General features: G+C 71.7%; 25 protein-coding genes. 8 read left to right on the top strand and 17 right to left on the bottom strand.

The features are described from left to right. Nucleotides 1-1029, bottom strand: coding sequence for a methyltransferase (locus ACGFSA_RS24070; RefSeq protein ID WP_393307423.1), 1029 nt, complete (start codon nt 1027-1029; stop codon nt 1-3). A gap of 206 nt (nt 1030-1235) precedes the next feature. Here ACGFSA_RS24070 and ACGFSA_RS24065 point away from each other — a divergent pair, with 206 nt between their 5' ends. The 7 genes from ACGFSA_RS24065 (at nt 1236) to ahcY (ending at nt 10513) form a co-directional block, all read left to right on the top strand. Further along, entirely contained in the window at nt 1236-1922 is a 687-nt protein-coding gene (locus ACGFSA_RS24065; protein WP_393307421.1) for an SDR family NAD(P)-dependent oxidoreductase, read from the top strand. 132 nt (nt 1923-2054) lie between these two features. Continuing rightward, on the top strand, nt 2055-2399 hold the full coding sequence (locus tag ACGFSA_RS24060) for an antibiotic biosynthesis monooxygenase family protein (RefSeq protein WP_393307419.1): 345 nt from the start codon (nt 2055-2057) through the stop codon (nt 2397-2399). A gap of 73 nt (nt 2400-2472) precedes the next feature. Then, nucleotides 2473-3669, top strand: a complete 1197-nt coding sequence (gene metK / locus ACGFSA_RS24055; protein WP_393307417.1) for a methionine adenosyltransferase — start codon at nt 2473-2475, stop codon at nt 3667-3669. A gap of 55 nt (nt 3670-3724) precedes the next feature. Continuing rightward, nucleotides 3725-4720, top strand: a complete 996-nt coding sequence (locus tag ACGFSA_RS24050; protein ID WP_393307415.1) for a carbohydrate kinase family protein — start codon at nt 3725-3727, stop codon at nt 4718-4720. Beyond that, nucleotides 4720-8181 carry a methionine synthase gene (metH, locus tag ACGFSA_RS24045; protein ID WP_393307413.1) on the top strand — a complete coding sequence of 1154 codons (3462 nt, stop codon included), beginning with the start codon at nt 4720-4722 and terminating at the stop codon, nt 8179-8181. Before ACGFSA_RS24050 ends, metH begins: the two co-directional genes overlap by 1 nt. Beyond that, nucleotides 8178-9086, top strand: a complete 909-nt coding sequence (gene metF, locus ACGFSA_RS24040; protein ID WP_393307411.1) for a methylenetetrahydrofolate reductase [NAD(P)H] — start codon at nt 8178-8180, stop codon at nt 9084-9086. Before metH ends, metF begins: the two co-directional genes overlap by 4 nt. 14 nt (nt 9087-9100) lie before the next feature. Further along, nucleotides 9101-10513, top strand: coding sequence for an adenosylhomocysteinase (ahcY, locus tag ACGFSA_RS24035; RefSeq protein WP_393307409.1), 1413 nt, complete (start codon nt 9101-9103; stop codon nt 10511-10513). Nucleotides 10514-10602: 89 nt separating this feature from the next. Here ahcY and ACGFSA_RS24030 read toward each other — a convergent pair whose 3' ends face one another. From ACGFSA_RS24030 to ACGFSA_RS23980, 11 genes are read right to left on the bottom strand one after another with little or no spacing between them, the layout of a single operon-like run. Then, nucleotides 10603-12243 (bottom strand): FAD-dependent oxidoreductase, encoded by a 1641-nt coding sequence (locus tag ACGFSA_RS24030; RefSeq protein ID WP_393307407.1) that lies wholly within the window; start codon nt 12241-12243, stop codon nt 10603-10605. Nucleotides 12244-12268: 25 nt separating this feature from the next. Next, entirely contained in the window at nt 12269-13150 is an 882-nt protein-coding gene (locus tag ACGFSA_RS24025; RefSeq protein WP_393307405.1) for an NAD(P)-dependent oxidoreductase, read from the bottom strand. A gap of 49 nt (nt 13151-13199) precedes the next feature. Further along, nucleotides 13200-13535 (bottom strand): antibiotic biosynthesis monooxygenase family protein, encoded by a 336-nt coding sequence (locus ACGFSA_RS24020; protein ID WP_393307403.1) that lies wholly within the window; start codon nt 13533-13535, stop codon nt 13200-13202. Continuing rightward, nucleotides 13522-13845 (bottom strand): antibiotic biosynthesis monooxygenase family protein, encoded by a 324-nt coding sequence (locus tag ACGFSA_RS24015; RefSeq protein WP_393307401.1) that lies wholly within the window; start codon nt 13843-13845, stop codon nt 13522-13524. The genes ACGFSA_RS24020 and ACGFSA_RS24015 overlap by 14 nt, the downstream gene beginning before the upstream one ends. Next, nucleotides 13845-14600, bottom strand: a complete 756-nt coding sequence (locus ACGFSA_RS24010; protein ID WP_393307399.1) for an SDR family NAD(P)-dependent oxidoreductase — start codon at nt 14598-14600, stop codon at nt 13845-13847. Before ACGFSA_RS24010 ends, ACGFSA_RS24015 begins: the two co-directional genes overlap by 1 nt. A 30-nt stretch (nt 14601-14630) precedes the next feature. Next, the gene (locus ACGFSA_RS24005) at nt 14631-15086 is read right to left on the bottom strand and encodes an anthrone oxygenase family protein (protein ID WP_393307397.1); all 456 of its coding nucleotides are present in this window, start codon (nt 15084-15086) and stop codon (nt 14631-14633) included. Nucleotides 15087-15096: 10 nt separating this feature from the next. Next, a complete protein-coding gene (locus ACGFSA_RS24000) occupies nt 15097-15561 on the bottom strand; it encodes an SRPBCC family protein (RefSeq protein ID WP_393307395.1) in 465 nt (154 codons plus the stop codon). 39 nt (nt 15562-15600) lie between these two features. Then, a complete protein-coding gene (locus ACGFSA_RS23995) occupies nt 15601-16824 on the bottom strand; it encodes a ketosynthase chain-length factor (RefSeq protein ID WP_393307393.1) in 1224 nt (407 codons plus the stop codon). A gap of 13 nt (nt 16825-16837) precedes the next feature. Next, complete coding sequence (locus tag ACGFSA_RS23990; protein WP_393307391.1) at nt 16838-18109, bottom strand: beta-ketoacyl-[acyl-carrier-protein] synthase family protein; 1272 nt, start codon at nt 18107-18109, stop codon at nt 16838-16840. Continuing rightward, nucleotides 18106-18543, bottom strand: a complete 438-nt coding sequence (locus ACGFSA_RS23985; protein WP_393307389.1) for a cupin domain-containing protein — start codon at nt 18541-18543, stop codon at nt 18106-18108. Before ACGFSA_RS23985 ends, ACGFSA_RS23990 begins: the two co-directional genes overlap by 4 nt. Then, nucleotides 18540-18875, bottom strand: a complete 336-nt coding sequence (locus ACGFSA_RS23980; protein WP_393307386.1) for a TcmI family type II polyketide cyclase — start codon at nt 18873-18875, stop codon at nt 18540-18542. The genes ACGFSA_RS23985 and ACGFSA_RS23980 overlap by 4 nt, the downstream gene beginning before the upstream one ends. A gap of 182 nt (nt 18876-19057) precedes the next feature. Here ACGFSA_RS23980 and ACGFSA_RS23975 point away from each other — a divergent pair, with 182 nt between their 5' ends. Beyond that, nucleotides 19058-19438, top strand: a complete 381-nt coding sequence (locus tag ACGFSA_RS23975; protein WP_393307384.1) for a SchA/CurD-like domain-containing protein — start codon at nt 19058-19060, stop codon at nt 19436-19438. A 65-nt stretch (nt 19439-19503) separates the two neighbouring features. Here ACGFSA_RS23975 and ACGFSA_RS23970 read toward each other — a convergent pair whose 3' ends face one another. The 5 genes from ACGFSA_RS23970 to ACGFSA_RS23950 form a co-directional block, all read right to left on the bottom strand. After that, nucleotides 19504-19956: a DUF1772 domain-containing protein gene (locus ACGFSA_RS23970; RefSeq protein ID WP_393307382.1), complete on the bottom strand. Its 453-nt coding sequence runs from the start codon at nt 19954-19956 to the stop codon at nt 19504-19506. Next, nucleotides 19953-20342 (bottom strand): SchA/CurD-like domain-containing protein, encoded by a 390-nt coding sequence (locus tag ACGFSA_RS23965; protein WP_393307380.1) that lies wholly within the window; start codon nt 20340-20342, stop codon nt 19953-19955. The genes ACGFSA_RS23970 and ACGFSA_RS23965 overlap by 4 nt, the downstream gene beginning before the upstream one ends. Nucleotides 20343-20408: 66 nt before the next feature. After that, nucleotides 20409-20669, bottom strand: coding sequence for an acyl carrier protein (locus ACGFSA_RS23960; RefSeq protein ID WP_393307505.1), 261 nt, complete (start codon nt 20667-20669; stop codon nt 20409-20411). Nucleotides 20670-20711: 42 nt separating this feature from the next. After that, nucleotides 20712-21545, bottom strand: a complete 834-nt coding sequence (locus tag ACGFSA_RS23955; RefSeq protein ID WP_393307378.1) for a BTAD domain-containing putative transcriptional regulator — start codon at nt 21543-21545, stop codon at nt 20712-20714. A 27-nt stretch (nt 21546-21572) separates the two neighbouring features. Next, complete coding sequence (locus tag ACGFSA_RS23950; protein ID WP_393307376.1) at nt 21573-22364, bottom strand: thioesterase II family protein; 792 nt, start codon at nt 22362-22364, stop codon at nt 21573-21575. Between the last annotated feature and the right edge of the window lie 99 nt (nt 22365-22463).

Below are 22463 nucleotides of genomic sequence, written 5' to 3'. Positions count from 1 at the left end.
TCACCCTTCCTTGTGGCCGATGACCAGCGAGTCGGTGTTGCTGAGCACCTTCGCCTCGGTACGGGCGAAGCCGACCTCGGCCATCCAGCCGCGGCACTCCTCGACGGAGTACTCGGAGCCGCCGTGGGTGACGAGCAGCATGTCGAGGCTGATCAGCAGGTTGACCAGGTCGGCGGGCCGCTCGTCGACCATCCGGTCGTACACGAGGAGCGCGCCGCCCGGCTCGACCGCCTCGTAGGCCTTGCGGATCAGGCCGAGGCGCTGCTCGGCGGACCAGTTGTGCAGCACATGGCCCATGACGAGGACCTGGCCGGAGGGCATCGGGTCGGCGAAGAAGTCGCCGCCGGTGAAGGAGATCCGGTCCTGGGTGCCGAGGCGCTTCATGTGGTCGTCGAAGGCGGGCGCGACATGCGGCAGGTCGAAGACCCGGGCGGTCAGGTGCGGGTGTGCTTCGAGGAGCAGCGCGGAGAGATTGCCGCGGGCTCCGCCGACGTCCACGAAGTCGGTGCGGTCCGCCCAGTCGAAGGCGGCGGCCAGCTTGGGCGCGACCTGGCTGTTGAGGGAGTCCATCATGGTGAGGAACTGGTCGAGGTGCTCGCGGCTGTCGGCCATCTGGGCGACGATGTCGCCGTCCTTGCCCTTCACCTGGGGCTCGCCGGTGCGCAGGGCATCGGTGAGGTGGGTCCAGGCCGGGTAGAGCATGTTGTTGGCGCGCTCCAGGAAGCCGCCGGCGTAGGAGTTCTTGCCGCGGTCGAGGAAGCGGTCGGCGGCGGGGCTGTTGCGGTAGTGCTCGCCGTCCGCCTCGAGCACGCCGAGCGTGACGAGCGCCGTGACGAAGTCGCGGGCGCCGCGCGAGTGCAGACCGATCGCTTCGGAGAGCTCCGGGAGCGTGCGGGGCTTCGCGGCGAGCGTCGAGAAGAGGTCCAGCTCCAGCGCGCTGAGCAGGATCTTTGCGTCGCAGAAGGTGGTACCGAGCCGGATGAGACCCTCGGGACTGGACGCATCCGCAGTGGAAGTGTGAGTCGTCACCGACGAAGTCCTTTCTCCTGATGACGGGACGCGTGGATGGTTCAGCACCCGCCTCGAAGCCCGCTGGAGCCCGCCGCCCCGCGTCGATCGCCCCCTTCCGTCAACTGCCTTGGCACCAGCGGAAGTCGAGGCCCGGACGGCAGCATCCGGGGGCATCCGGGGGCGGGATTCCGCCGGTCGAGGAACAGGACGTGGGGAGAGACGTGATGACGGATCGGCGCGTGGCACTCGTCACCGGGGCCAATCGGGGGCTCGGCCGGGCGGTGGCCGCCGAACTGCTCGGCCGGGGGCTGCGGGTGGTGGTGACCGCCCGCGACGCCCGTGCCGCGGCCGACACCGCCCGTGAGCTCGGCCCGGGCGCGCAGGGCTGCGCCCTCGACGTGACGGACCCGGAGAGCATCGCGCGGGCCCGGGACACTGTCGGCCCGGTGGACGTCCTGGTCGGCAACGCCGGGGTGCTCCTGGAGGACGGCGCCGGCGATCCGCTGTCGGTGCCGGTGGAGGTGGTGGAGCGGACCCTCGAAGTGAATCTGCTCGGCTCGTGGCGGGTGGCGCAGGCCTTCGTGCCCGCCATGGTCGAACGCGGGTGGGGCCGGGTGGTGTTCGTGTCCAGCGGCACCGGCTCGTTCAGCAACGGCCTGTTCACCGGAAGCCCCGGTTACGCGGTGTCCAAGGCGGGCCTCAACGGCCTGACGCAGCTGCTCGCGACCACGACGGAGGGCACCGGCGTCCTGGTCAACGCTGTCAACCCGGGCCCGACCCGGACCCGGATGATGCCGGGCGGGCGGCGCAGCGCCGAGGAGGCCGCGGTGGACGTCGCGGACGCCGCGCTGCTCCCGGACGGCGGCCCGAGCGGGACGTTCCGCCGGGGCGGCCAGGTGCTCGGCTGGTGACGGACGAGGGCGCGGACCGGGGCGCGGGCTGGCTCGGGCCTTGAGCCTTCCTCGATGCGGTGTTGGAACGGTGCCCCGACCGAGTGCCCTGCCTGTGGGGCACGAGTCACCGAACCGAGCCAGGAGTTCGCCATGGACCACGGCGCCGGGCCGCGCCCGCCCTTCCGGGTGCTGCTCAGGATAGAGATCCGCCCGGGCACGGAGCGGGAGTTCGAGCGCACCTGGCTGGAGATCGGCCGGCGGATCGCCGTCGAGCCCGCCAACCTCGGCCAGACCTTGATCCGGGACGTCGAGGACGCCGGGGTCTACTGGGTCATCACCGACTGGACCGACGAGCCCGCCTTCCGCGCCTTCGAGACGAGCGCCGCGCACGTCGACAACCGGCGGCGCCTCCAGCCGTTCCGCACCGGCGGCGAGATGCGCCTCACGCAGGTCGTGCACCGGCTCAGGCCCGCCGCCGAGGCCCCCGCCCACTGAGGCTCCCGCTCACTGAACGGCGCCCCTTCGCCGTACCTCCCGCCCCCTCCCCGACACCCAAGGAGCATCTCCCGTGACACGTCGTCTGTTCACCTCGGAGTCGGTCACCGAGGGCCACCCCGACAAGATCGCCGACCGGATCAGCGACACGATCCTCGACGCGCTGCTCGCCCAGGACCCCGGCTCGCGCGTCGCCGTGGAGACCCTGATCACCACCGGTCAGGTGCACGTCGCCGGCGAGGTCACCACCGCCGCGTACGCCGACATCGCGACCCTGGTCCGCGAGACCGTTCTGGACATCGGTTACGACTCCTCCGCGAAGGGCTTCGACGGCGCCTCCTGCGGCGTCTCGGTGTCCATCGGCGCGCAGTCGCCCGACATCGCGCAGGGCGTCGACACCGCCTTCGAGACCCGGGTCGAGGGCGCCGCCGACGAGCTGGACGCCCAGGGCGCCGGCGACCAGGGCCTGATGTTCGGCTACGCCTGCGACGACACGCCCGAGCTGATGCCGCTGCCGATCTCCCTCGCGCACCGGCTCTCCCGCCGCCTCGCCGAGGTCCGGCACGACGGCTCGCTGCCGTACCTGCGCCCGGACGGGAAGACGCAGGTCACCATCGAGTACGACGGCGACAAGGCGGTCCGCCTGGACACCGTGGTGGTCTCCTCCCAGCACGCCCCGGGCATCGGCCTGGACTCGCTGCTCGCCCCTGACGTCCGCGAGCTGGTGGTGGAGCCGGTGCTCCAGGAGCTCTCGATCGAGACGGAGGGCTACCGGCTCCTGGTGAACCCCACCGGGCGTTTCGAGATCGGCGGCCCGATGGGCGACGCCGGCCTCACCGGCCGCAAGATCATCGTCGACACGTACGGCGGCATGGCACGGCACGGCGGCGGCGCCTTCTCCGGCAAGGACCCGTCGAAGGTCGACCGCAGCGCCGCCTATGCCATGCGCTGGGTCGCGAAGAACGTCGTCGCGGCGGGCCTCGCCAAGCGCTGCGAGGTGCAGGTCGCGTACGCCATCGGCAAGGCCGAGCCCGTCGGGCTCTTCGTCGAGACCTTCGGCACCGAGAGCGTGCCGCTCGACCGGATCCAGCGGGCGGTCCTGGAGGTCTTCGACCTCCGCCCGGCCGCGATCATCCGCGGCCTGGACCTGAAGCGGCCGATCTACGCGCAGACCGCCGCGTACGGGCACTTCGGCCGCGAACTCCCGGAGTTCACCTGGGAGCGCACCGACCGCGCCCAGAAGCTGGCCGCCGCGGCGCGTGCCGTCTGACCACCCGACTCCCCCGACTTCCCCCGACTTCCCGAGGACCCGAGGAGGTAGCCCGGTGCGTATCGCTGTCACCGGCTCGATCGCCACCGACCATCTGCTGACCTTCCCCGGCCGGTTCGCCGACCAGTTGCTCGCCGACCGCCTGGAGAACGTCTCGCTGTCCTTTCTCGCCGACGCCATGGAGGTACGGCGGGGCGGGGTCGCGGCCAACATCGCCTTCGGCCTGGCCCGGCTCGGGCTCGCTCCCGTCCTGGTCGGCGCGGCCGGCCTCGACTTCGCCGACTACCAGGTGTGGCTGAAGCAGCACGGCGTGGTCGTCGACCACGTACGGATCAGCGACACCCTGCACACCGCCCGCTTCGTCTGCACCACGGACCTGGACCAGAACCAGATAGCCACCTTCTACGCCGGGGCGATGGCAGAGGCCCGCGAGATCGACCTGCGGGCCGTCCTCGCCCGGAACGGGCGGCTCGGCCTGGTGCTCGTCTCGCCGGACGACCCCGAGGCCATGCTGCGGCACGCCCGTGCGTGCCGCGAGCTCGACGTGCCCTTCGCCGCCGACCCGTCCCAGCAGCTGGCCCGGCTCGACGGCGAGCAGGTGCGCGAACTCGTCGACGGGGCGCGGTTCCTGTTCACCAACGAGTACGAGACCGCACTGCTCCTGGAGAAGACCGGCTGGAGCGAGGCGGAGGTGCTGGCCCGGGTCGGCACCTGGGTCACCACGCTCGCCGCCGACGGCGTCGCGATCGGACGCGCCGGGCAGCCCGTGCTCACCGTGCCCGCCGTCCCAGCGGCTGCGGTCGCCGACCCGACCGGCGTCGGCGACGCCTTCCGGGCCGGCTTCCTCGCCGGGATCTCCCGGGACTGGCCGCTGGAGCGCTCGGCACGCCTCGGCTGCGCCCTGGCCACCACGGTCCTGGAGTCGGTCGGCACCCAGGAGTACCCGCTGTCCGCGCAGACCCTGCTCCACCGTCTTGCCGCCGCGTACGGCACCGAGGCGGCCGAGGAGATCGCCCCGGGGCTCACGGGCATCACGGAGGTGGCCGGCTGATGGGACGCGAACCGGAGGCGCTGCGCGAGGCCCTGGCCACCCGGGTCGTGGTGGCCGACGGAGCGATGGGCACCATGCTCCAGGCGCAGGACCCGAGCCCGGCGGACTTCCAGCACCTGGAGGGCTGCAACGAGATCCTGAACGTGACCCGCCCGGACATCGTGCGGTCGGTCCACGAGGCCTACTTCGCGGTCGGCGTCGACTGCGTGGAGACCAACACCTTCGGCGCCAACCACGCGGCGCTCGGCGAGTACGGAATCACGGAACGGATCGCCGAACTGTCCGAGGCCGGCGCCCGCATCGCCCGCGAGGCCGCGGACGCGTGCGCGGCACGGGACGGGCGGACCCGCTGGGTGCTCGGCTCGATCGGCCCCGGCACCAAGCTGCCGACCCTCGGCCACACCACGTTCGACGTGATCCGCGAGGGCTACCGGCAGAACGCGGCCAGCCTGATCGCGGGCGGCGCGGACGCGCTGCTCGTGGAGACCAGCCAGGACCTGCTCCAGGCCAAGGCCGCGGTCCTCGGCTGCAAGCAGGCGCTGGCCGAGGCGGGCCTCGACCTGCCGGTCTTCGCCCAGGTGACGGTGGAGGCGACGGGCACGATGCTGCTCGGCTCCGAGATCGGGGCGGCGCTGACGGCGTTGGAGCCGCTGGGCGTGGACTTCATCGGTCTGAACTGCGCCACCGGGCCGGCGGAGATGAGCGAGCATCTGCGTCATCTCGCCCGGCACGCCGGGGTGGGCCTGTCGTGCATGCCGAACGCCGGACTCCCGGTGCTCGGCAAGGACGGCGCCCACTACCCGCTGTCTCCGGAGGAACTGGCCGACGCCCACGACACCTTCACCCGCGAGTATGGGCTGTCGCTCGTGGGCGGCTGCTGCGGTACGACCCCGGAGCATCTGCGCGCGGTGGTGGACCGGGTACGGGGCCGGGCCCTGACCCCGCGCGCGCCGCGGCCGGAGGCGGCGGCCGGGTCGCTCTACCAGACGGTGCCGTTCCGGCAGGACACCTCGTACCTCGCGATCGGTGAGCGGACCAACGCCAACGGCTCGAAGAAGTTCCGCGAGGCCATGCTCGCCGGCGACTGGCAGGCGTGCGTGGAGATCGCCCGGGACCAGATCCGCGACGGCTCCCACCTGCTCGACCTGTGCGTGGACTATGTCGGCCGGGACGGCGTCGCGGACATGCGGGAGATCGCGGGCCGCCTCGCGACCGCCTCCACGCTGCCGATCGTGCTCGACTCCACCGAACCGGAGGTGCTGCGGGCGGGCCTGGAGATGCTGGGCGGCCGGGCGGTGCTCAACTCGGTGAACTACGAGGACGGCGACGGGCCCGACAGCCGCTTCGGGCGGATCGCCGCACTGGCCCGTGAGCACGGCGCCGCGCTGATCGCGCTGACGATCGACGAGGAGGGCCAGGCGCGGACGGCGGAGAAGAAGGTCGAGATCGCCTCACGCCTTATCGCGCAGGTCACCACCGAGTACGGGATCGCGGAGTCCGCGATCCTGGTCGACTGCCTGACGTTCACGCTGGGCACCGGCCAGGAGGAGTCGCGCAGGGACGGCGTCGAGACGATCGAGGCGATCCGTGAGCTGAAGCGCCGTCACCCGGACGTCCAGACGACGCTGGGGCTCTCCAACATCTCCTTCGGCCTCAACCCGGCCGCCCGCGCCGTCCTGAACTCCGTGTTCCTCGACGAGTGCGTGAAGGCGGGCCTGGACTCGGCGATCGTTCACGCGTCGAAGATCCTGCCAGTGGCACGGATCCCGGAGGAGCAGCGCGAGGCCGCCCTCGACCTGGTGTACGACCGGCGGCGGGACGGCTACGACCCCTTGGCGCGGCTGCTCGCCCTCTTCGACGGCGTCAGCTCCGCCTCGGCGAAGGCGTCCAGGGCAAAGGAGCTGCTCGCGCTTCCGCTGGAGGAGCGGCTGAAGCGGCGGATCGTCGACGGGGAGAGGAACGGTCTGGAGGCCGATCTGGACGCGGCGCTCGCCGAGCGGCCGGCCCTGGAGATCGTCAACGACGTGCTGCTGGACGGGATGAAGACGGTCGGTGAGCTGTTCGGCTCGGGGCAGATGCAGCTGCCGTTCGTGCTCCAGTCGGCCGAGGTCATGAAGACCGCGGTGGCCTACCTCGAACCGCACATGGAGAAGTCCGACGCGGGCGGGAAGGGCACGATCATCCTGGCCACCGTCAAGGGCGATGTGCACGACATCGGCAAGAACCTGGTCGACATCATCCTGTCGAACAACGGCTACAACGTGGTCAACATCGGCATCAAGCAACCGGTGTCGGCGATCCTGGAGGCCGCCGAGGAACACCGTGCCGATGTGATCGGGATGTCGGGCCTGTTGGTGAAGTCCACGGTGATCATGAAGGAGAACCTGGAGGAGCTGAACGGCCGAGGGCTGGCCGCGAAGTACCCGGTGATCCTGGGTGGGGCCGCGCTGACCAGGGCGTATGTCGAGCAGGACCTGCACGAGCTGTACGACGGCGAGGTCCGCTACGCACGCGACGCCTTCGAGGGCCTCAGGCTCATGGACGCCCTTGTCTCCGTCAAACGCGGTGTTCCCGGGGCCGTACTGCCCGAGCTGCGCGGACGCCGGGTGGCCAAGACCAGGGCGACTCCGCGGGCCGAGGCGCCGCTGCCCGGGGGCCGTTCGGACGTGGCCGCCGACAATCTTGTACCGGAGCCGCCGTTCCTCGGGACAAAGGTCGTAAAGGGCATCCAGCTGGCCGAGTACGCGTCGTGGCTGGACGAGGGCGCGCTGTTCAAGGGCCAATGGGGCCTGAAGGAAAAGGAGTTGATCGAGTCGGAGGGCCGGGTGCGGCTGCGCGGCTGGCTGGACCGGCTGCAGACCGACCGGCTCCTCGAAGCCGCCGTGGTCTACGGCTACTTCCCCTGTGTGTCCAAGGGTGACGACCTGATCGTCCTGGACGAGGACGGAAGCGAGCGGACCCGCTTCTCCTTCCCCCGCCAGGAACGGGGCCGCCGCCTCTGCCTCGCCGACTACTTCCGGTCGGAGGAGTCCGGCAAGACCGACGTCGTCGCCCTCCAGATCGTCACCGTCGGCTCCCGTATCGGGGAGGAGACGGCGAAGCTGTTCGCCGCCGACTCCTACCGCGACTACCTCGAACTCCACGGTCTTTCCGTGCAGTTGGCCGAGGCCCTGGCCGAGTACTGGCACGCCCGGGTGCGCGGCGAGTGGGGCATCGGCGGCGCCGACCCGGCCGGACTGGAGGGGATGCTGCGCACCGAGTACCAGGGCTGCCGCTACTCCCTCGGCTACCCCGCCTGCCCCGACCTGGAAGACCGCGCCAAGATCGCGGAACTCCTCCGCCCCGAGCGGATCGGGGTGGCGCTGTCGGAGGAGTTCCAGCTGCACCCGGAGCAGTCCACGGACGCCTTCGTCGTCCACCACCCCGAGGCGACCTACTTCAACGCGGGAGGCCACGGATGACCTCGACGACCTCGCTGGGCGAACTCCTCGCGAGCGGACGGCGCTCCTTCTCCTTCGAGTTCTTCCCGCCGAAGACCGACAAGGGCGAGCGAACCCTCTGGAACGCCATCCGGCGCGTGGAGGCCCTCGCTCCGACCTTCGTCTCCGTGACGTACGGCGCCGGCGGCTCCTCCCGGGACCGTACGGTGTCCATCACCGAGCGGATCCTGACAGACACCACCCTTCGGCCCGTCGCCCATCTGACGGCCGTCGGCCACTCGGTCACCGAGCTCCGCCGGATCGTCGGCCGCTACGCCGACGCCGGGATCCACGATGTCCTCGCTCTGCGCGGCGACCCTCCGGGCGACCCGCAGGGCACGTGGACCCCGCACCCCGAGGGACTCTCCTACGCGGCCGAGCTGGTCGAACTGCTCAAGAGCGTCGGATCGTTCACCGTCGGCGTCGCGGCCTTCCCGGAGCGGCACCCGCGCTCGCCCGACTGGGACAGCGACATCAAGCACTTCGTCGCCAAGTGCAAGGCGGGGGCGGACTACGCCATCACCCAGATGTTCTTCGACCCGGAGGACTACCTGCGGCTACGGGACCGGGTCGCGGCGGCCGATTGTGACACCCCGATCATCCCGGAGATCATGCCGGCCACCCGCTTCGACCAGATCTGCCGCTTCGCCGAGCTGAGCAGCACTGCTTTTCCGCCGGCCTTGGCCCGGCGCCTGGAGGCGGCCCACGGGCGCCCCGAGGAAGGGCACCGGATCGGTGTCGCCCACGCGACCGCGATGGGCGAGCGGCTGCTCGCCGAGGGCGCGCCTGGACTGCACTACATCACGCTCAACAGTTCGTCCGCCGCGGTGGAGATCCACCGCAATCTCGTTCCCGGACGGACCTCTCCCCTGCTCACCGCCGCCTGACGACTGGAGTCGACATGCCGTCTTCCGACCTCACCCACGATTTCAAGGTCGCGGACCTCTCACTGGCCGCGTTCGGCCGCAAGGAGATCACCCTTGCCGAGCACGAGATGCCCGGCCTGATGGCGATCCGCCGCGAGTACGCGGCCAGCCGGCCCCTCGCCGGCGCCCGCATCACCGGCTCCCTGCACATGACGGTGCAGACCGCCGTCCTCATCGAGACCCTGGTCGCCCTCGGCGCGGAGGTCCGCTGGGTGTCCTGCAACATCTTCTCCACCCAGGACCACGCCGCCGCGGCCATCGCCGCCGCCGGCATCCCGGTCTTCGCCTGGAAGGGCGAGACCCTGGAGGAGTACTGGTGGTGCACCGAGCAGGCGCTCACCTGGCCCAGTGGTGAGGGCCCGAACATGATCCTGGACGACGGCGGCGACGCCACCCTCCTCGTCCACAAGGGCGTCGAGTACCAGAAGGCGGGCGCCGTGCCGGACCCCTCGACCGCCGACAACGACGAGTTCCGCATCATCCTGGAACTCCTCAAGAACTCCACCCTGGACTGGGCCTCCCTCGCCGCCGGCATCAAGGGCGTCACCGAGGAGACCACCACCGGTGTCCACCGCCTCTACGAGATGCACCGCGACGGCGCCCTGCTCTTCCCCGCCATCAACGTGAACGACGCCGTCACCAAGTCCAAGTTCGACAACAAGTACGGCTGCCGTCACTCCCTGATCGACGGCATCAACCGTGCGACGGACGTCCTGATCGGCGGCAAGACCGCCGTGGTCTGCGGTTACGGCGATGTCGGCAAGGGCTGCGCCGAGTCCCTGCGCGGCCAGGGCGCCCGCGCCATCGTCACCGAGATCGACCCGATCTGCGCGCTCCAGGCGGCGATGGACGGCTACCAGGTCACCACCCTGGACGAGGTCGTCGAGACCGCCGACATCTTCATCACGACCACGGGCAACAAGGACATCATCATGGCGTCCGACATCGCCCGCATGAAGCACCAGGCGATCGTCGGGAACATCGGGCACTTCGACAACGAGATCGACATGGCGGGTCTGGCGAAGATCCCCGGGATCGTGAAGGACGAGGTCAAGCCGCAGGTCCACACCTGGACCTTCCCCGACGGCAAGATCGTCATCGTGCTGTCCGAGGGCCGTCTGCTCAACCTGGGCAACGCCACCGGACACCCGTCCTTCGTGATGTCGAACTCCTTCGCGGACCAGACCCTGGCCCAGATCGAGCTCTTCGCGAAGACCGCCGACTACCCCACCGGCGTCTACACACTCCCCAAGCACCTGGACGAGAAGGTCGCCCGCCTCCACCTCGACGCGCTCGGGGTGAAGCTGACGACCCTGCGCCCGGAGCAGGCCACGTACATCGGCGTCCCGGTCGACGGCCCGTACAAGCCCGACCACTACCGCTACTGAGCCCCAGCACACCCGCAAAGGCGCCGGCCGCCGAGGAAGATCCTCGGCGGCCGGCGCCTTTCGCTGTCCCGTATCCCGTATCCCGTCGGTTAACGGGCAAGGAGTCGTACGAGCACCGCCCTCAGGGTGTCGCGGGCGAAGATCGGTACGTCCGCGCAGCGCCAGGCGACCACGCCGTCCGGCCGCACCAGGACCGCGCCCTGTGCCGTCACCCCGTACAGCCCCGGCCAGCGGTCGTCGACGTCGATCAGCTCGGCGCCGATGCCGTGCACCGTGAGCGGCAGGTCCAGCTCGTGCGCGACGGCCCGGGCGGCCTCCTGCCAGGCACGGTTGTCGGGCCCGGTGAGCAGGACGGGCCGGTCGCCGAACAGGTCGAGCACGGAGAGTTCGGCGCCGCCCCGGCGCAGCCGCAGGTGCGGGGCCCGGCCGCCCGGCCGCCCGTCGTTCTCGGCCGACCACACGCCGTATCCGGGCAGCACGCCCTCGTCCCACGGGGTGACGGCCGAGGAGCGGTAGCGCCAGGACAGCCACACCTGGGCGTCCTCGACGATGCCGGGGTGCACGGGCGGCCGTTCGCCGGCTCCGCCGGTGAGCCGCGGCCGGTCCTTGGAACGCAGGGCGGCCTGCTCGACGGTGGCCCGGCAGATCGGCCGGCGCTCCTCGTCGTAGCTGTCGAGCAGCGCCTCTCCCGCCCAGCCGTCGAGGACGGCGGCGAGCTTCCAGGCCAGGTTGTGCGCGTCCTGGATGCCGGTGCTGGAGCCGAAGCCGCCGCTGGGCGGCATCACATGGGCGGCGTCGCCGACCAGGAAGACCCTCCCGTCGCGGAATCGGCCCGCGGTCCTGGCCGCGCCGTCCCACGGCGAGACGGAGCGGATCCGCGGTCGCAGTCCTGGCACCCCGGTGGCCGCCCGCACCAGTTCGGCGCAGCGTTCCTCGGTGAAGGACTCCGGGTCGGTGGTCTCCGGGTCGTACGCGACGTGCAGCAGCCACTCGGAGGCGTTGTCCAGCGGCACCAGGGCGCCGCGCACCTCCTCGCCTGCCGTGTAGCACATCAGGAAGCGGCGGCCGGCGAGCGGTGCGGTGAGGTCGGCGTCGAAGTGGATGTTGAGGTAGTGGCCGAGGGTCTCGCCGTCGAAGGCGATGCCCAGAGTCTCCCGGATGCCGCTGTGGGCGCCGTCGGCTGCGACGAGGTAGCGGGCCTCGATGGTGCGCTCGGCGCCGGTGCCGCGGTCCCGGACCAGGGCGGTGAGCCCGGCGCCGTTCTGGGTGAAGGAGACCAGCTCGGTGCTGAAGCGCAGGGCGACGCCGAGCCGTTCGGCGCGGCCCCGCAGCACGTCCTCCAGCTCGCCCTGGTGGCACAGGCACCAGCCGGTCGGGGACAGCGAGCCGATGTCGGCGCCCACGTCCATGACGTACTTCTCGTCCAGCACGCCCAGTTCGGGCCCCGCGAGCGAACGGGCCGCGATGACGCCGGAGTTGCCGGCGAGCAGCCGGGCCGAGGGCGTGCTCCGCAGCTCGTCCTCGACGCCGGCGGAGCGCATCAGCTCCATGGCCCGCGGATGCACTCCGCGGGCCCTGGGCTGTCCGGACAGTTCGTGCCGCCGCTCGACCAGCAGGCAGTCCACGCCCTGCTGGGCGAGGAAGACGGCGGCGGAGAGACCCGCGATCCCTCCGCCGACCACCAGGACGTCTGTGTTCCGGAGCGTGCTCCGGGTGGTGCTCAGCACCATGTCACCCTCCTTCTCCTTGCCTCGGTCAGGCGCCGGGTCGGGCGCCGGGTCGGTGCTCGACGAGCACGGACGCGTCCTTGTCTCCGTCGCCGGCCGCGAGCACCTCAGCGAACCGCTCGTGCACCACGTCGAGGACGGGCATCGCGGCTCCGTGCTCGGCGGCCGCCGCCAGGGCGATCCGGATGTCCTTCGCCATGAGCTCGGAGCGGAAGAAGGCCGGCTCGTAGCTCCGTTCGAGCATCAGGTCGGCGCGGAAGCGCAACACGAGCGAGCTGAAGCCGCTGGACGCGACGACGCCGATGAGCTGGTCCCGGTCGAGGCCGGCCGCGGTGCCGTAGGCGACGGCCTCGGCGAGGGCCGCGACCTGGGCGCCGAGCAGCAGGTTCAGGATGAGCTTGAGGCTGGTCGCGGTGCCGGGCGCGCCGACGTGGACGATCTCGCTGCCGAGGGCCTCCAGGACCGGGCGGACCTCGGCCAGGTCCTCCGGGTCCCCGGAGACGAAGACCCGCAGCTGGCCCTTGCGGGCCTGCAGCGGGTTGCCGACGACGCAGGCCTCGACCCGGCGCAGGCCCTTGTCGGCGAGCCGGGCGGCGGCCTCGCGGGCGTAGCCCGGGGACACGGTGGAGGTGTCGACGACGACGGAGCCGGGGGCGAGGACCGGGACCACCCGGTCGAACAGGACCTCCTCGACGGCCTTCTCGTCGCTGAGGCTGAGCAGGACCAGGCGGTGGCCGGCCGCGGCGTCCTCGGGGGCGGCGGCCGGCCGGGCGCCCGCCTCGGCGAGCGGCGCGGTCTTCTGCGCGGTGCGGTTGTGGACGGTCAGCGTGTGCCCGGTCTCGAGCAGCCGCCGGGCCATGCCGCCGCCCATGCTGCCGAGCCCGATGAACGCCAACTGACGCTCTGCCATGGTGGGTTCTCTCCTCTTCCGTTCGGTACGTGAAGGGGTGGCCGTCCGGTCAGTACGCGGCGTCCACCTCGTACACCGCGAAGGGGACGGGCGTGCGGGTGTCGCGGAAGGGCCGCAGCGGGGCGGTGTCCTGGCGGTGCTCCGCGCCGGCCTCCCAGGCCAGGAAGGCCTGCATGGACTCCCAGCGGCTCATCACGGCGAGCGCGGTGGGGTCGGCGGGGCTGCGCAGCAGCTCGTTGCCGAGCATGCCGGGCACCTTCGCGAGCCGTTCGCTGACCTGGTGGTAGGCCTCGCGGACGGCGGCGAGCTGCCCCTCGTCGTACGCGGCCTGGTAGACGATCACCCGGACCCCGTCGCCGCCCCCGTCGCGGTCATCGGCGGGCATCGGCGGGCGCCCTGCCCTCGATGCCGTGGAGCACCCGCATGACGTGGAAGGTGCCGCCCTTGCGGTACGGGTGGAGGGTGGCCCGGTGCTCCAGGTGGGCGGGGCTGTTCTCGAACTCGCGGAACCGCGGCTCGTCCACCCAGTCGCTGACGATGACATAGGTGCTGTCCGGGCCCTCCTCGCGGGCCAGCGACTGGCCGAGGTTGGCCGGGTGGCCGGTGACCGCCTCGGTCCCCGCCAGCCAGGCCTTCTCGAAGGCGGCCTCCTTGCCCGGCTCGATCTCCATACGCAGCATCACCCGGAAGGTCATCAGGAGATCCCCCCGTCGACGCCGATGGTGTTGCCGGTGACATAGCGGGACAGGTCGCTGGCGAGCCACAGCACGGCGTCGGCCACCTCGTCGGGGGTGCCGAGCCGGCCGAGGGCGGTCTTGGCGCCGTACCGCTCGGTCATCACCTTCTGCTGCTCCGCGGGCATGGCGTGGAAGTTCTCGGTCTCGATCACGCCGAGCGCGAGGAGGTTGAAGCGGATGCCCCGCGCGCCGAACTCCTTGGCCAGGGAGCGGTTCAGGCCGGCCAGTGCGGCCTTGGTGGCGGTGTAGTGGGCGCGCAGCGGGATGCCAGCCTCGACGGCGCGGGAGCCGACGGTCACCACGGAGGAGCCGGCGCCGAGCAGCGGCAGGGCGTGCTGGATGACGAGGTGGGCGCCGGTGACGTTGGTGGCGAAGATGCGCTGCCACTCCTCCAGCGGGAGGTCCGCGTACGGGATGTGGCTGATGGTGCCGGCGTTGTTGACGAGCAGGTCGAGGCGGTCGCCGTGCAGTTCGCGCACCTTGCCGAGCAGGGCGGCGATGTCCTCGGGCCGGGACAGGTCGGCGCGCAGCACATGGTGATCGCCGCCGGTCTCCTTGAGCTCCCGCTCCAGCGAGGCGACGTGGTCGCTCTCGTTCTGGTAGCAGGTGACGACGTCGACGCCGGCGCGGGCGAGCGCCAGGACGACGCCCCGGCCGACACCGCGGGTGCCGCCGGTGACCAGGGCCTTCTTGCCCCGCAGTTCGAGGTCCATGGAGATTCCCTTCGGGCTGAATGGCGAAAGTCAGAGCAGAAAGCCGAGCGCCGTGCAGTTGACGGCGAGGGCGAGGAGCGTGATCCAGCTGCGCCGGCTGTTCCAGGCGCCCCATTCGGGGCGCGGGTCCTTGAAGTCGACGGGCAGGTTGTCCGGGTCGAGGGTGCGCATCCAGCGGTTGACCGGCGCGTTCTTGGTGACGGCGATGACCGGGGTGGTCGCGGTGAGGAGGGCGGCGACGGCGAAGAGCACCCGGGCGGCCGGGTCCGGCGCCGCACCCGCCAGGACGACGTCCAGGACGACCGTGCCGATCAGGCAGACCGGCATGGTCGGGTCGTAGCGCCGGCCGAGGAACGCGTGGGCGTAGACATAGCGGTTCACCGGCAGGGAGGCCATGTAGGGGAAGCCGCCGAGCTGGGTGCCGAGCATCACGCCGGCCGCGAGGCCGTTGGCCAGCAGGAGCAGGGGGGCGAGTACGTTCAGCACGGCCGGCTCCTCAGCGGGTCAGGGCCCGTGCCGCGGCCTCGACCCGCTCCTTGATGAGCGACATCTGCACCTTGGTGTTGGCGTTGAGGTGCTCGGTCATCGCCTCGTCGGTCGCCGGGGCCTGGGGCTTCATGTGGAAGTCCTGCACCCAGCGCATCCGCACGCCGCCGCCGGGCTCCTCGGTGTACTTCCAGAAGATGTGCATGAATTCGAAGGGGCCGGTCTCGACGCGCTCGGCGCGCACCGTGCGGGTGGCCGGGTCGCCGGTGCGCCGGGAGACCCAGCTCCAGACGTTGCCGTCCTCGTCGGGGTGCATGGTGAGGCGGAAGACGACGGTGTCGCCTTCGCGCTCGATGACCTCGGCGGAGGCGTACTCGCTGAACAGGTTCGGCCAGCCGGGGACGTCGTTGGTGATGTCCCACACGACGTCCATCGGGGCGTCGATGACGATGTGGTTGTCGGTGTGTCCTGCCATGGGAACTCCGTAGGTCGTCTGCGGTGGGTTCTGCGGCCTTCAGCGGCCGAGCACCAGGGCGGAGGCGAAACCGCCGTGGCCGCGCGCCAGGACCAGTGCGTGGCGCAGCGGCAGCTCCCGCGGGGCGCCGGTGACCAGGTCGATGTCCAGGCCCGGGGCGGGCTCGTGGACGTGGGCGGTGTGCGGGACGACGCCCTCGCGCAGCGCGAGCAGCGCGGTGGCCACGTCGAGCGGCGCGCCGCCGCCGTAGAGCCGGCCGGTGAGCGTCTTGGGCGCGGTGACGGGCACGCCGCGCGGACCGAACAGCGCGGTGATCGTCTCCGCCTCGTCGCGGTCGTCGGGCGGGTTCCCGGCGGCGTCGGCGAAGACGACGTCGATGTCGGCGGGCGTGAGGCCGGCGTCGGCGAGGGCTTGTGCGGCGGTACGGCGCAGGGCGCGCGGCCGGCCGGACCCGGGGGCCGGGTCGAAGCCCGCGGCGTGGCCGAGTACTCGCCCGTAGCCGGTGCCCAGGCCGCGCTCGGCGGCGGCCTCGGCGGTCTCCAGGACGAGGATCGCGCCGCCCTCGCCGGGCAGGTGGCCGGAGGCCTCGGCGGCGAAGGGCAGGTAGGCGCGTTCCGGGTCCGGGACGGTGGACAGCCGGCCGGTGGTGAGCTGGGCCGTCAGGCCGTACGGGCAGAGCGAGGCGTCGGTGCCGCCGGTGACGACCAGGCACGAACCGCCGCGCAGCAGCCGCCGGGCCTGGGCGATGCCGTCGAGGCCGCCGGCCTGCTCGCAGGCGAGAACACCGCACGGGCCGCGCATCTTGTGCCGGATGGAGAGCTGTCCGGTGGTGGCGGCGTAGAACCAGGCGATGGACTGGTAGGCGCCGACCCAGCCGGGGTCGTGCTGGTAGAGGGCGGTCATCTCCTTCTGGCCGAACTCGGTGCCACCGGAGGACGAGGAGGTCACCACGGCCATCTCGTACTCGCCGATGGCGTCGAGGTCGGCGCCGCTGTCGGCGAGGGCGGCCTCGCCGGCCGCGAGGGCGAGGTGCGTCCAGTGGTCGGTCTGCACGATCAGCCGGCTGGGCACCTGCTCGGCGGTGTCGAAGCCGGGGACCTGCCCGGCGTACCGCACCGGGTAGGGGCTCGGGTCGAAGCGGCCGATCCGGCCGATTCCGGACTTGCCGGCCAGGACCGAGGCCCAGTGCGCGGCGACGCCGATGCCGGTGGGCGCGACGATGCCAAGACCCGTGACGACGGGGGCGCTCGCGACGGTCGTCATGGTCTCTCTCCTTTCACGCGGCCCGGGCGATGCCGGGGCGGGCCAGGACCATGGCGCTCTGGAATCCGCCGAAACCGCTGCCGACGGTGAGCACGGTGTCCATGGCGTGCTCCCGGGCGGTCACGGGCACGTAGTCCAGGTCGCAGAGCGGGTCCCGGGTCTTCAGGTTGGCCGTCGGCGGCACCACCTGGCGGTCGAGGGCCAGGGCGCAGGCGGCCACCTCGATGGAGCCGATGGCGCCCAGCGAGTGCCCGATCATCGACTTGATGGAGCTGACCGGGATGTCGTAGGCGTGCTGCCCCAGGCTGCGCTTGAACGCGGCCGTCTCGTGGCGGTCGTTCTGCTTGGTGCCGGAGCCGTGCGCGTTGATGTAGTCGACGGCGGTGGGGTCGAGCCGGGCCCGGTCCAGGGCGACGGTGACGGCCTCGGCCAGCTCGCGGCCGTCGGGCTTGAGACCGGTCATGTGGTGCGCGTTGCTGCGGCTGGCGAAGCCGACGATCTCGGCGTAGATCCGGGCGCCGCGGGCCAGCGCCGCCTCGCGCTCCTCCACGACCAGGACGGCGGCGCCCTCGCCGAGCACGAAGCCGTCGCGGTCGCCGTCGAAGGGGCGGGAGGCGTGCTCCGGGTCGGCGTTGTTCGGGGTGGTCGCCTTGATCGCGTCGAAGCAGGCGGAGGTGATGGGCGAGATGGGGGCGTCGGTGGCGCCGGTGATGACGATGTCGGCCGTGCCCTCCTCGATGAGCTGCACGCCGTGCCCGACGGAGTCCAGACCGGAGGTGCAGCCCGTGGAGATCAGCGCGACCGGGCCCTGGGCGCCGGTCTCCCAGGCGACCTCGACGGCGAGGGTCGACGGCACCATGTAGCCGTACAGGTGCGGCACGCCGTACTCGTGGTCGACGAGCCACCGTCGGCCGCCGTCGGAGAGGGTGACGTACTCCTCCTCCAGGCCCATGGTGCAGCCGACGGCGCTGCCCAGGGAGACTGCGATCCGCGCGGGGTCGAGGGCGGACAGCTCGATGCCGCTGTCGGCGACCGCCTCGCGGGCGGAGACCACGGCGAACTGGGCGGCCCGGTCCATGCGGCGGATCTGCTGGGCAGTGAGGCCGGCGGCCGCCGGGTCGAAGTCGGCCTCGGCGGCGACCTGCGAGCGGAACGGGGCAGGGTCGAACAGGGTGATCCGTCGGGTGGCCGTGCGGCCCTCGGACAGCGTCCGCCAGAAGGCCTCCCGGCCCACCCCGCCCGGCACGACCGCGCCGATGCCGGTGATGACGGCCCGTCGGGTCACCGGGCACCGCCCACGTCCGGGTTGGCCTGCTCGGGGCGCTGCGCCTGCTCGGTGTCGACGTGGCCGAGCTCGGGGCGCGGCGCGAGCGGCGACAGGTGGAAGGCGCAGCGGGCGGTGGCGTCGCCGGTGTTGACGAGGCGGTGGCGGACGCCGATCGGCACGCACAGCGAGTCGCCGGGGCCGAGCGTGACGACGTCCTTGCCGTCCAGGGTCATCTCCAGGGTGCCCTCGACGACGTGCAGGAACTCCTCGGAGTACGGGTGGTAGTGCTCGGTGATCCAGTCGCCGGGCTCCAGGCCGAGGACGCCGCCGAAGCCGGAGGTGCAGCCGACCGTCTTGGGGCTGAGGGTGACGCGGATGTCTCCGCCGCGCTTGGTGTTGGCCGCGACCTTGTCGGCGGCCACCTTCACGGTGCGGGTGATGGCGGTGGTCACTGGATCCGTCCTCCGTCCTTGGTCCAGATGTAGAAGGGCGTGGCCATCGCGTCCTTGGGTTCCTTCCAGTCCGGGTCGTACGGCTCCACGCACTCGGCGAGCTTGGTGTTGATGTCGTCGTAGAGCGGGTGGCTGCGGGCGCGGTAGAGGTTCGCGCCGATGTCGCCGTCGGCCTCGACCAGGTGGAAGTACAGGCCGTGGAACCGGAACAGGGTGCGGCGGCTCACGCCGATCATGTGCGGCAGGTCGGTGGCGTCGGACTCCTCGAAGATCCTCGCGATGTCGTCCGTCCGGTCCGGCCGCAGCTTGGCGACGATCAGAGTGCGGTGCACGGGTCCTCCCGATGGTCGGTGGTCACGGGAGAACGTCGCACCGGGGTCTGGAGGGCCGCTCGAAGTCCTGTCCAGAGAGTCGAGGTCCGCCGCTGATACGGGGGACTTCGAGCGGGGCCCGAGGCGGTCGGGCTTGCCTGTCGGGAACGTCCACGACAGCAGGTGAGGGAAAGGGCACGGGCATGCCGTTCGCAGCGATCACGTACGACATCAAGCCGGGGTACGAGAAGGAACTCGCCGAGATCTTCGGCGACTTCAAGCGGGTGCGCAGCAGCCGGGTCGAGGACGCCTCGGGCGAGCAGGCCGGCACGATCGTGGCCACCGCGGTGTTCCTGCGCGACGACACCCTGGTCCGGGTCATCGAGTACACCGGCGACCTGGAGGCCGTCGCCCAACACATGGCCGCGCAGCCGGGCGTGCGCGAGGTGGAGCGGAAGCTGAAGCCGTATCTGACCCGGCCCCGGGACACGGACACGGTCGAGGGCTTCGTGGCCACCTTCAAGCGCAGTCTGCTGACCACGGTCGCGCAGATCTCCGTACGGGACCTGCCCGCGCGGGCATGACGCAGCACCCATCGGGCCGCACTCCGGGAGTCCCGGGAGTGCGGCCCGATGGGTGTGAGAGATGGTCAGATCGTGGTCAGCGCGGCCCCGTTGAGGATCAGGGCCAGGACGGCCAGGGCGGTGCGCAGATAGTGGAACCGGCGCCACAGCGGGCGCGGGTCCTCCCAGTCCGTCGGGATGACCGCCGGGTCGGTGATCGCCTTGACGCGGCGGTTGATGGGGACGTTGCACAGATGGGACACCCCGGACACGCCGAGCAGCAGCACCGCGGCGACCGCGAACAGCGGGCGCGCGGCGCCGTCGGCCGCCACGGCGAGCACCCCGTCGGCCAGGGTGCTGCTCAGCACGATGACGGGCATCGTGGGGTCCCAGTTGCGGCCGAGCAGCTGGTGCGCGTGCACATAGGTGCCGGTCTCCATCGCGAACAGCGCGGGCAGTACGCTCAGCGCGACGGCGAACAGCACTCCGGCGGTGACACCGCTGCCGAGCACGGCCACGACGGCCAGCACCTCGATCATGACGCCCGGGCCCCCGCGGGGTGGGTGTCCACCGTCAGCTGCACGAGGGTGTGCATGGTGGCCTCCCGGAAGTACTCCGCGAACGCCTGCGGCGAGCGGGTGTCACGGGGCTCGGCGAGATAGGGCAGGAGCTCGGCCTCCGCACTGTGGACGCCCTGCTGGGCTGCCATGTGCCGGCCGACGGCCGCGAAGTCGCCCTCGTAGTGGATGACCCGCACCACGACGTCGTCCTTCAGGAAGACGGCCGTGCCGAGCAGCCGGCCGGCCTGCTCGCCGTCGGCGCTGGTGAAGTCGGGCGTGTCGACTCTCTGGAAGTCGGTGAAGATCCTGGTGATCTCCTCTTCGAAACCCGGCTTGACCCGGTAGGTGATGGCTGCGTAGGGCATCGGAATCTCCGTCGTCTCGGGGGGCGTCTCGGGGGTCGTCTCGGGGGTCGTCTCGGATGGGTGGGGTCAGCGGACCGCGCCGGCTCGCGGCGCCGTGCCGATCAGCGCGAGCAGCATCCGCGGGGTCTCGGCCTCCATGACGGCGTCGTCGTCGAGGACGATGCCGTACGTGCGGTTGATCACGCTGGCGGCCTGGAGGAGGGCGAGCGAGTCGTAGCCGAACTGCAGGAACGGGGTGTCGAGGGCCTCCTCGCCCTCCAGCACCATGCCCTCCTCCGGGGCGCCGACGCATTCGAGCAGGAGCGCCCCCAGCTCGGGCAGGTTCATGTCAATCACGATGTCTTCCTCTCGATTCGTTTGAGGGGTGGGTCACTTGGCACTCGCCAGCCCCGGGCCCGTGGCGCCCGCGGCGTCCAGGTCGAGCCGCGGCGAGGAGTCGAGCACCGCCTGGTGCAGGTGCTCGACGCTGGGCGAGGGGTCGAGTCCGAGGCTCTGGTTCAGGCAGCGGCGCAGCTGCCGGTAGACGGACAGGGCATCGCTGCGGCGCCCGACCCGGTGCAGCGCGAGCATCAGCTGCTCGTGCACCGCCTCGTGCAGGGGATGACGCGCGGCGAGCCCGGAGAGCTCGCCGACCAGCTCATGATGGCGCCCGAGCCTCAGGTCTGCCTCGATCCGCCGCTGAAGGACGCTCATCCGCGACTCGTCGAGCCGGGTGGCCTCCACTTCGAGCAGGGACCCGCACTGGACGTCGGCCAGCGCGCGCCCATGCCACAGCGCGAGAGCCCGGCCGAAGTACGAGGAGGCGCCCGGCCAGTCGCCCTGGTGGAGGGCCCGGTGGCCGCCCGAGGACAGCGCGTCGAACTCATGGGCGTCGAGCAGACCGCCATGGCTGTCGAGCCGGTAGCCGCCGGGTTCGGTGACGAGCACGCTCTTGACGCCGTTCGGCAGGGAGGCACGCTCGGTGCCGTCGCCGAGCGCGGCGCCGATGGCGTTGCGGATCTGCAGGATGTACGTCTGCAGGGTGGTCTGGACGCTGCGTGGAGGATGCTCGCCCCACACCTCCTCCACCAGCGAGGCCACCGAGACGACCTCGCCCGCCTGGAGGGCGAGCAGCGCGAAGACCTTGCGCGGTTTGACCGCCGTGAGGTGCACCGGTACCCCGGACAGGGTGGCCCGGAACGGGCCGAGCACGCTGATGTCCATGCGCGGATCTCCTTCGGGTTACGTGGATCAGCCGGCCTGGCGCGGCGCCGTGCCGGGACGCGCCGCACCAGGTCCTGTCGCAGGGGCCCGCAGGGCCTCCCCCATCGCACGGGGCACGTCGCGGCCCGATACGAAGAAGTGCGTGCCGCGGACGGTCCGCAGCCGGAATCGGGTGGTGGTGCAGTCCTGCCAGGCGTGCACCTCGGGCGCGGAGACCAGGGGGTCGACCTCGCCCGCGTAGGCGTCGAGGGGGCACGGCAGCGCGGTCACGGGCGTGGACCGCAGGTCCTGGGCGAGGAGCAGATCGGTGCGCAGGGTGGCGAGGATGCCGGCGAGCCAGCCGATCCGGTTGCGCAGCGGCGCGGGGATGGACTCCTTGTCGCCGAGCGCCCGAATCAGTTCCTCGTCCGGGAGTTCCGGGCTGAGCAGGGTCTCCAGGACAGGGGCGGGCAGCTGCGGCGCCGAGCAGGCGCCCACCGCGAGCAGTTCGGGTGGGCGCAGTCCGGCGCGCACCCGGTGCTCGGCGAACCGGTAGGCGACGAGCGCCCCCAGGCTGTGCCCGTAGAGGGCGTACGGTTCGTCGAGCAGCGGGCCCAGGTCCTTCTGGAGCTCGTCGAGGAGCCGCGCGCCGTCGGTGATCTGTTCCTCGCGCCGCCGGGACTCCCGGCCGGGCAGCCGCACCGGCAGCACGGACACGTCCGGGCCGATGCGCCGCTGCCAGCCGGCGAAGGTCATGGCGCCCCCGCCGGCGTGGTGGAAGCAGAACAGCCGGACCCCGTCCGTGGCGGGCCCCGGCCGGACCGCGAGATAGCGCTGCACCCGATCCCCCTTCGTACACCGCGCTTCATGTGCCGCACCCTTTTTGCCGCACCTTTTCGGTCAGGTGCGCGAGGAGAGGGTCACCGCAGCGCCTCGCTC

The sequence above is a fragment of the Streptomyces sp. NPDC048496 genome (assembly GCF_043200055.1).
Classification (GTDB): Bacteria; Actinomycetota; Actinomycetes; order Streptomycetales; family Streptomycetaceae; genus Streptomyces.
This window is presented reverse-complemented; position numbering and strand designations above follow the sequence as displayed.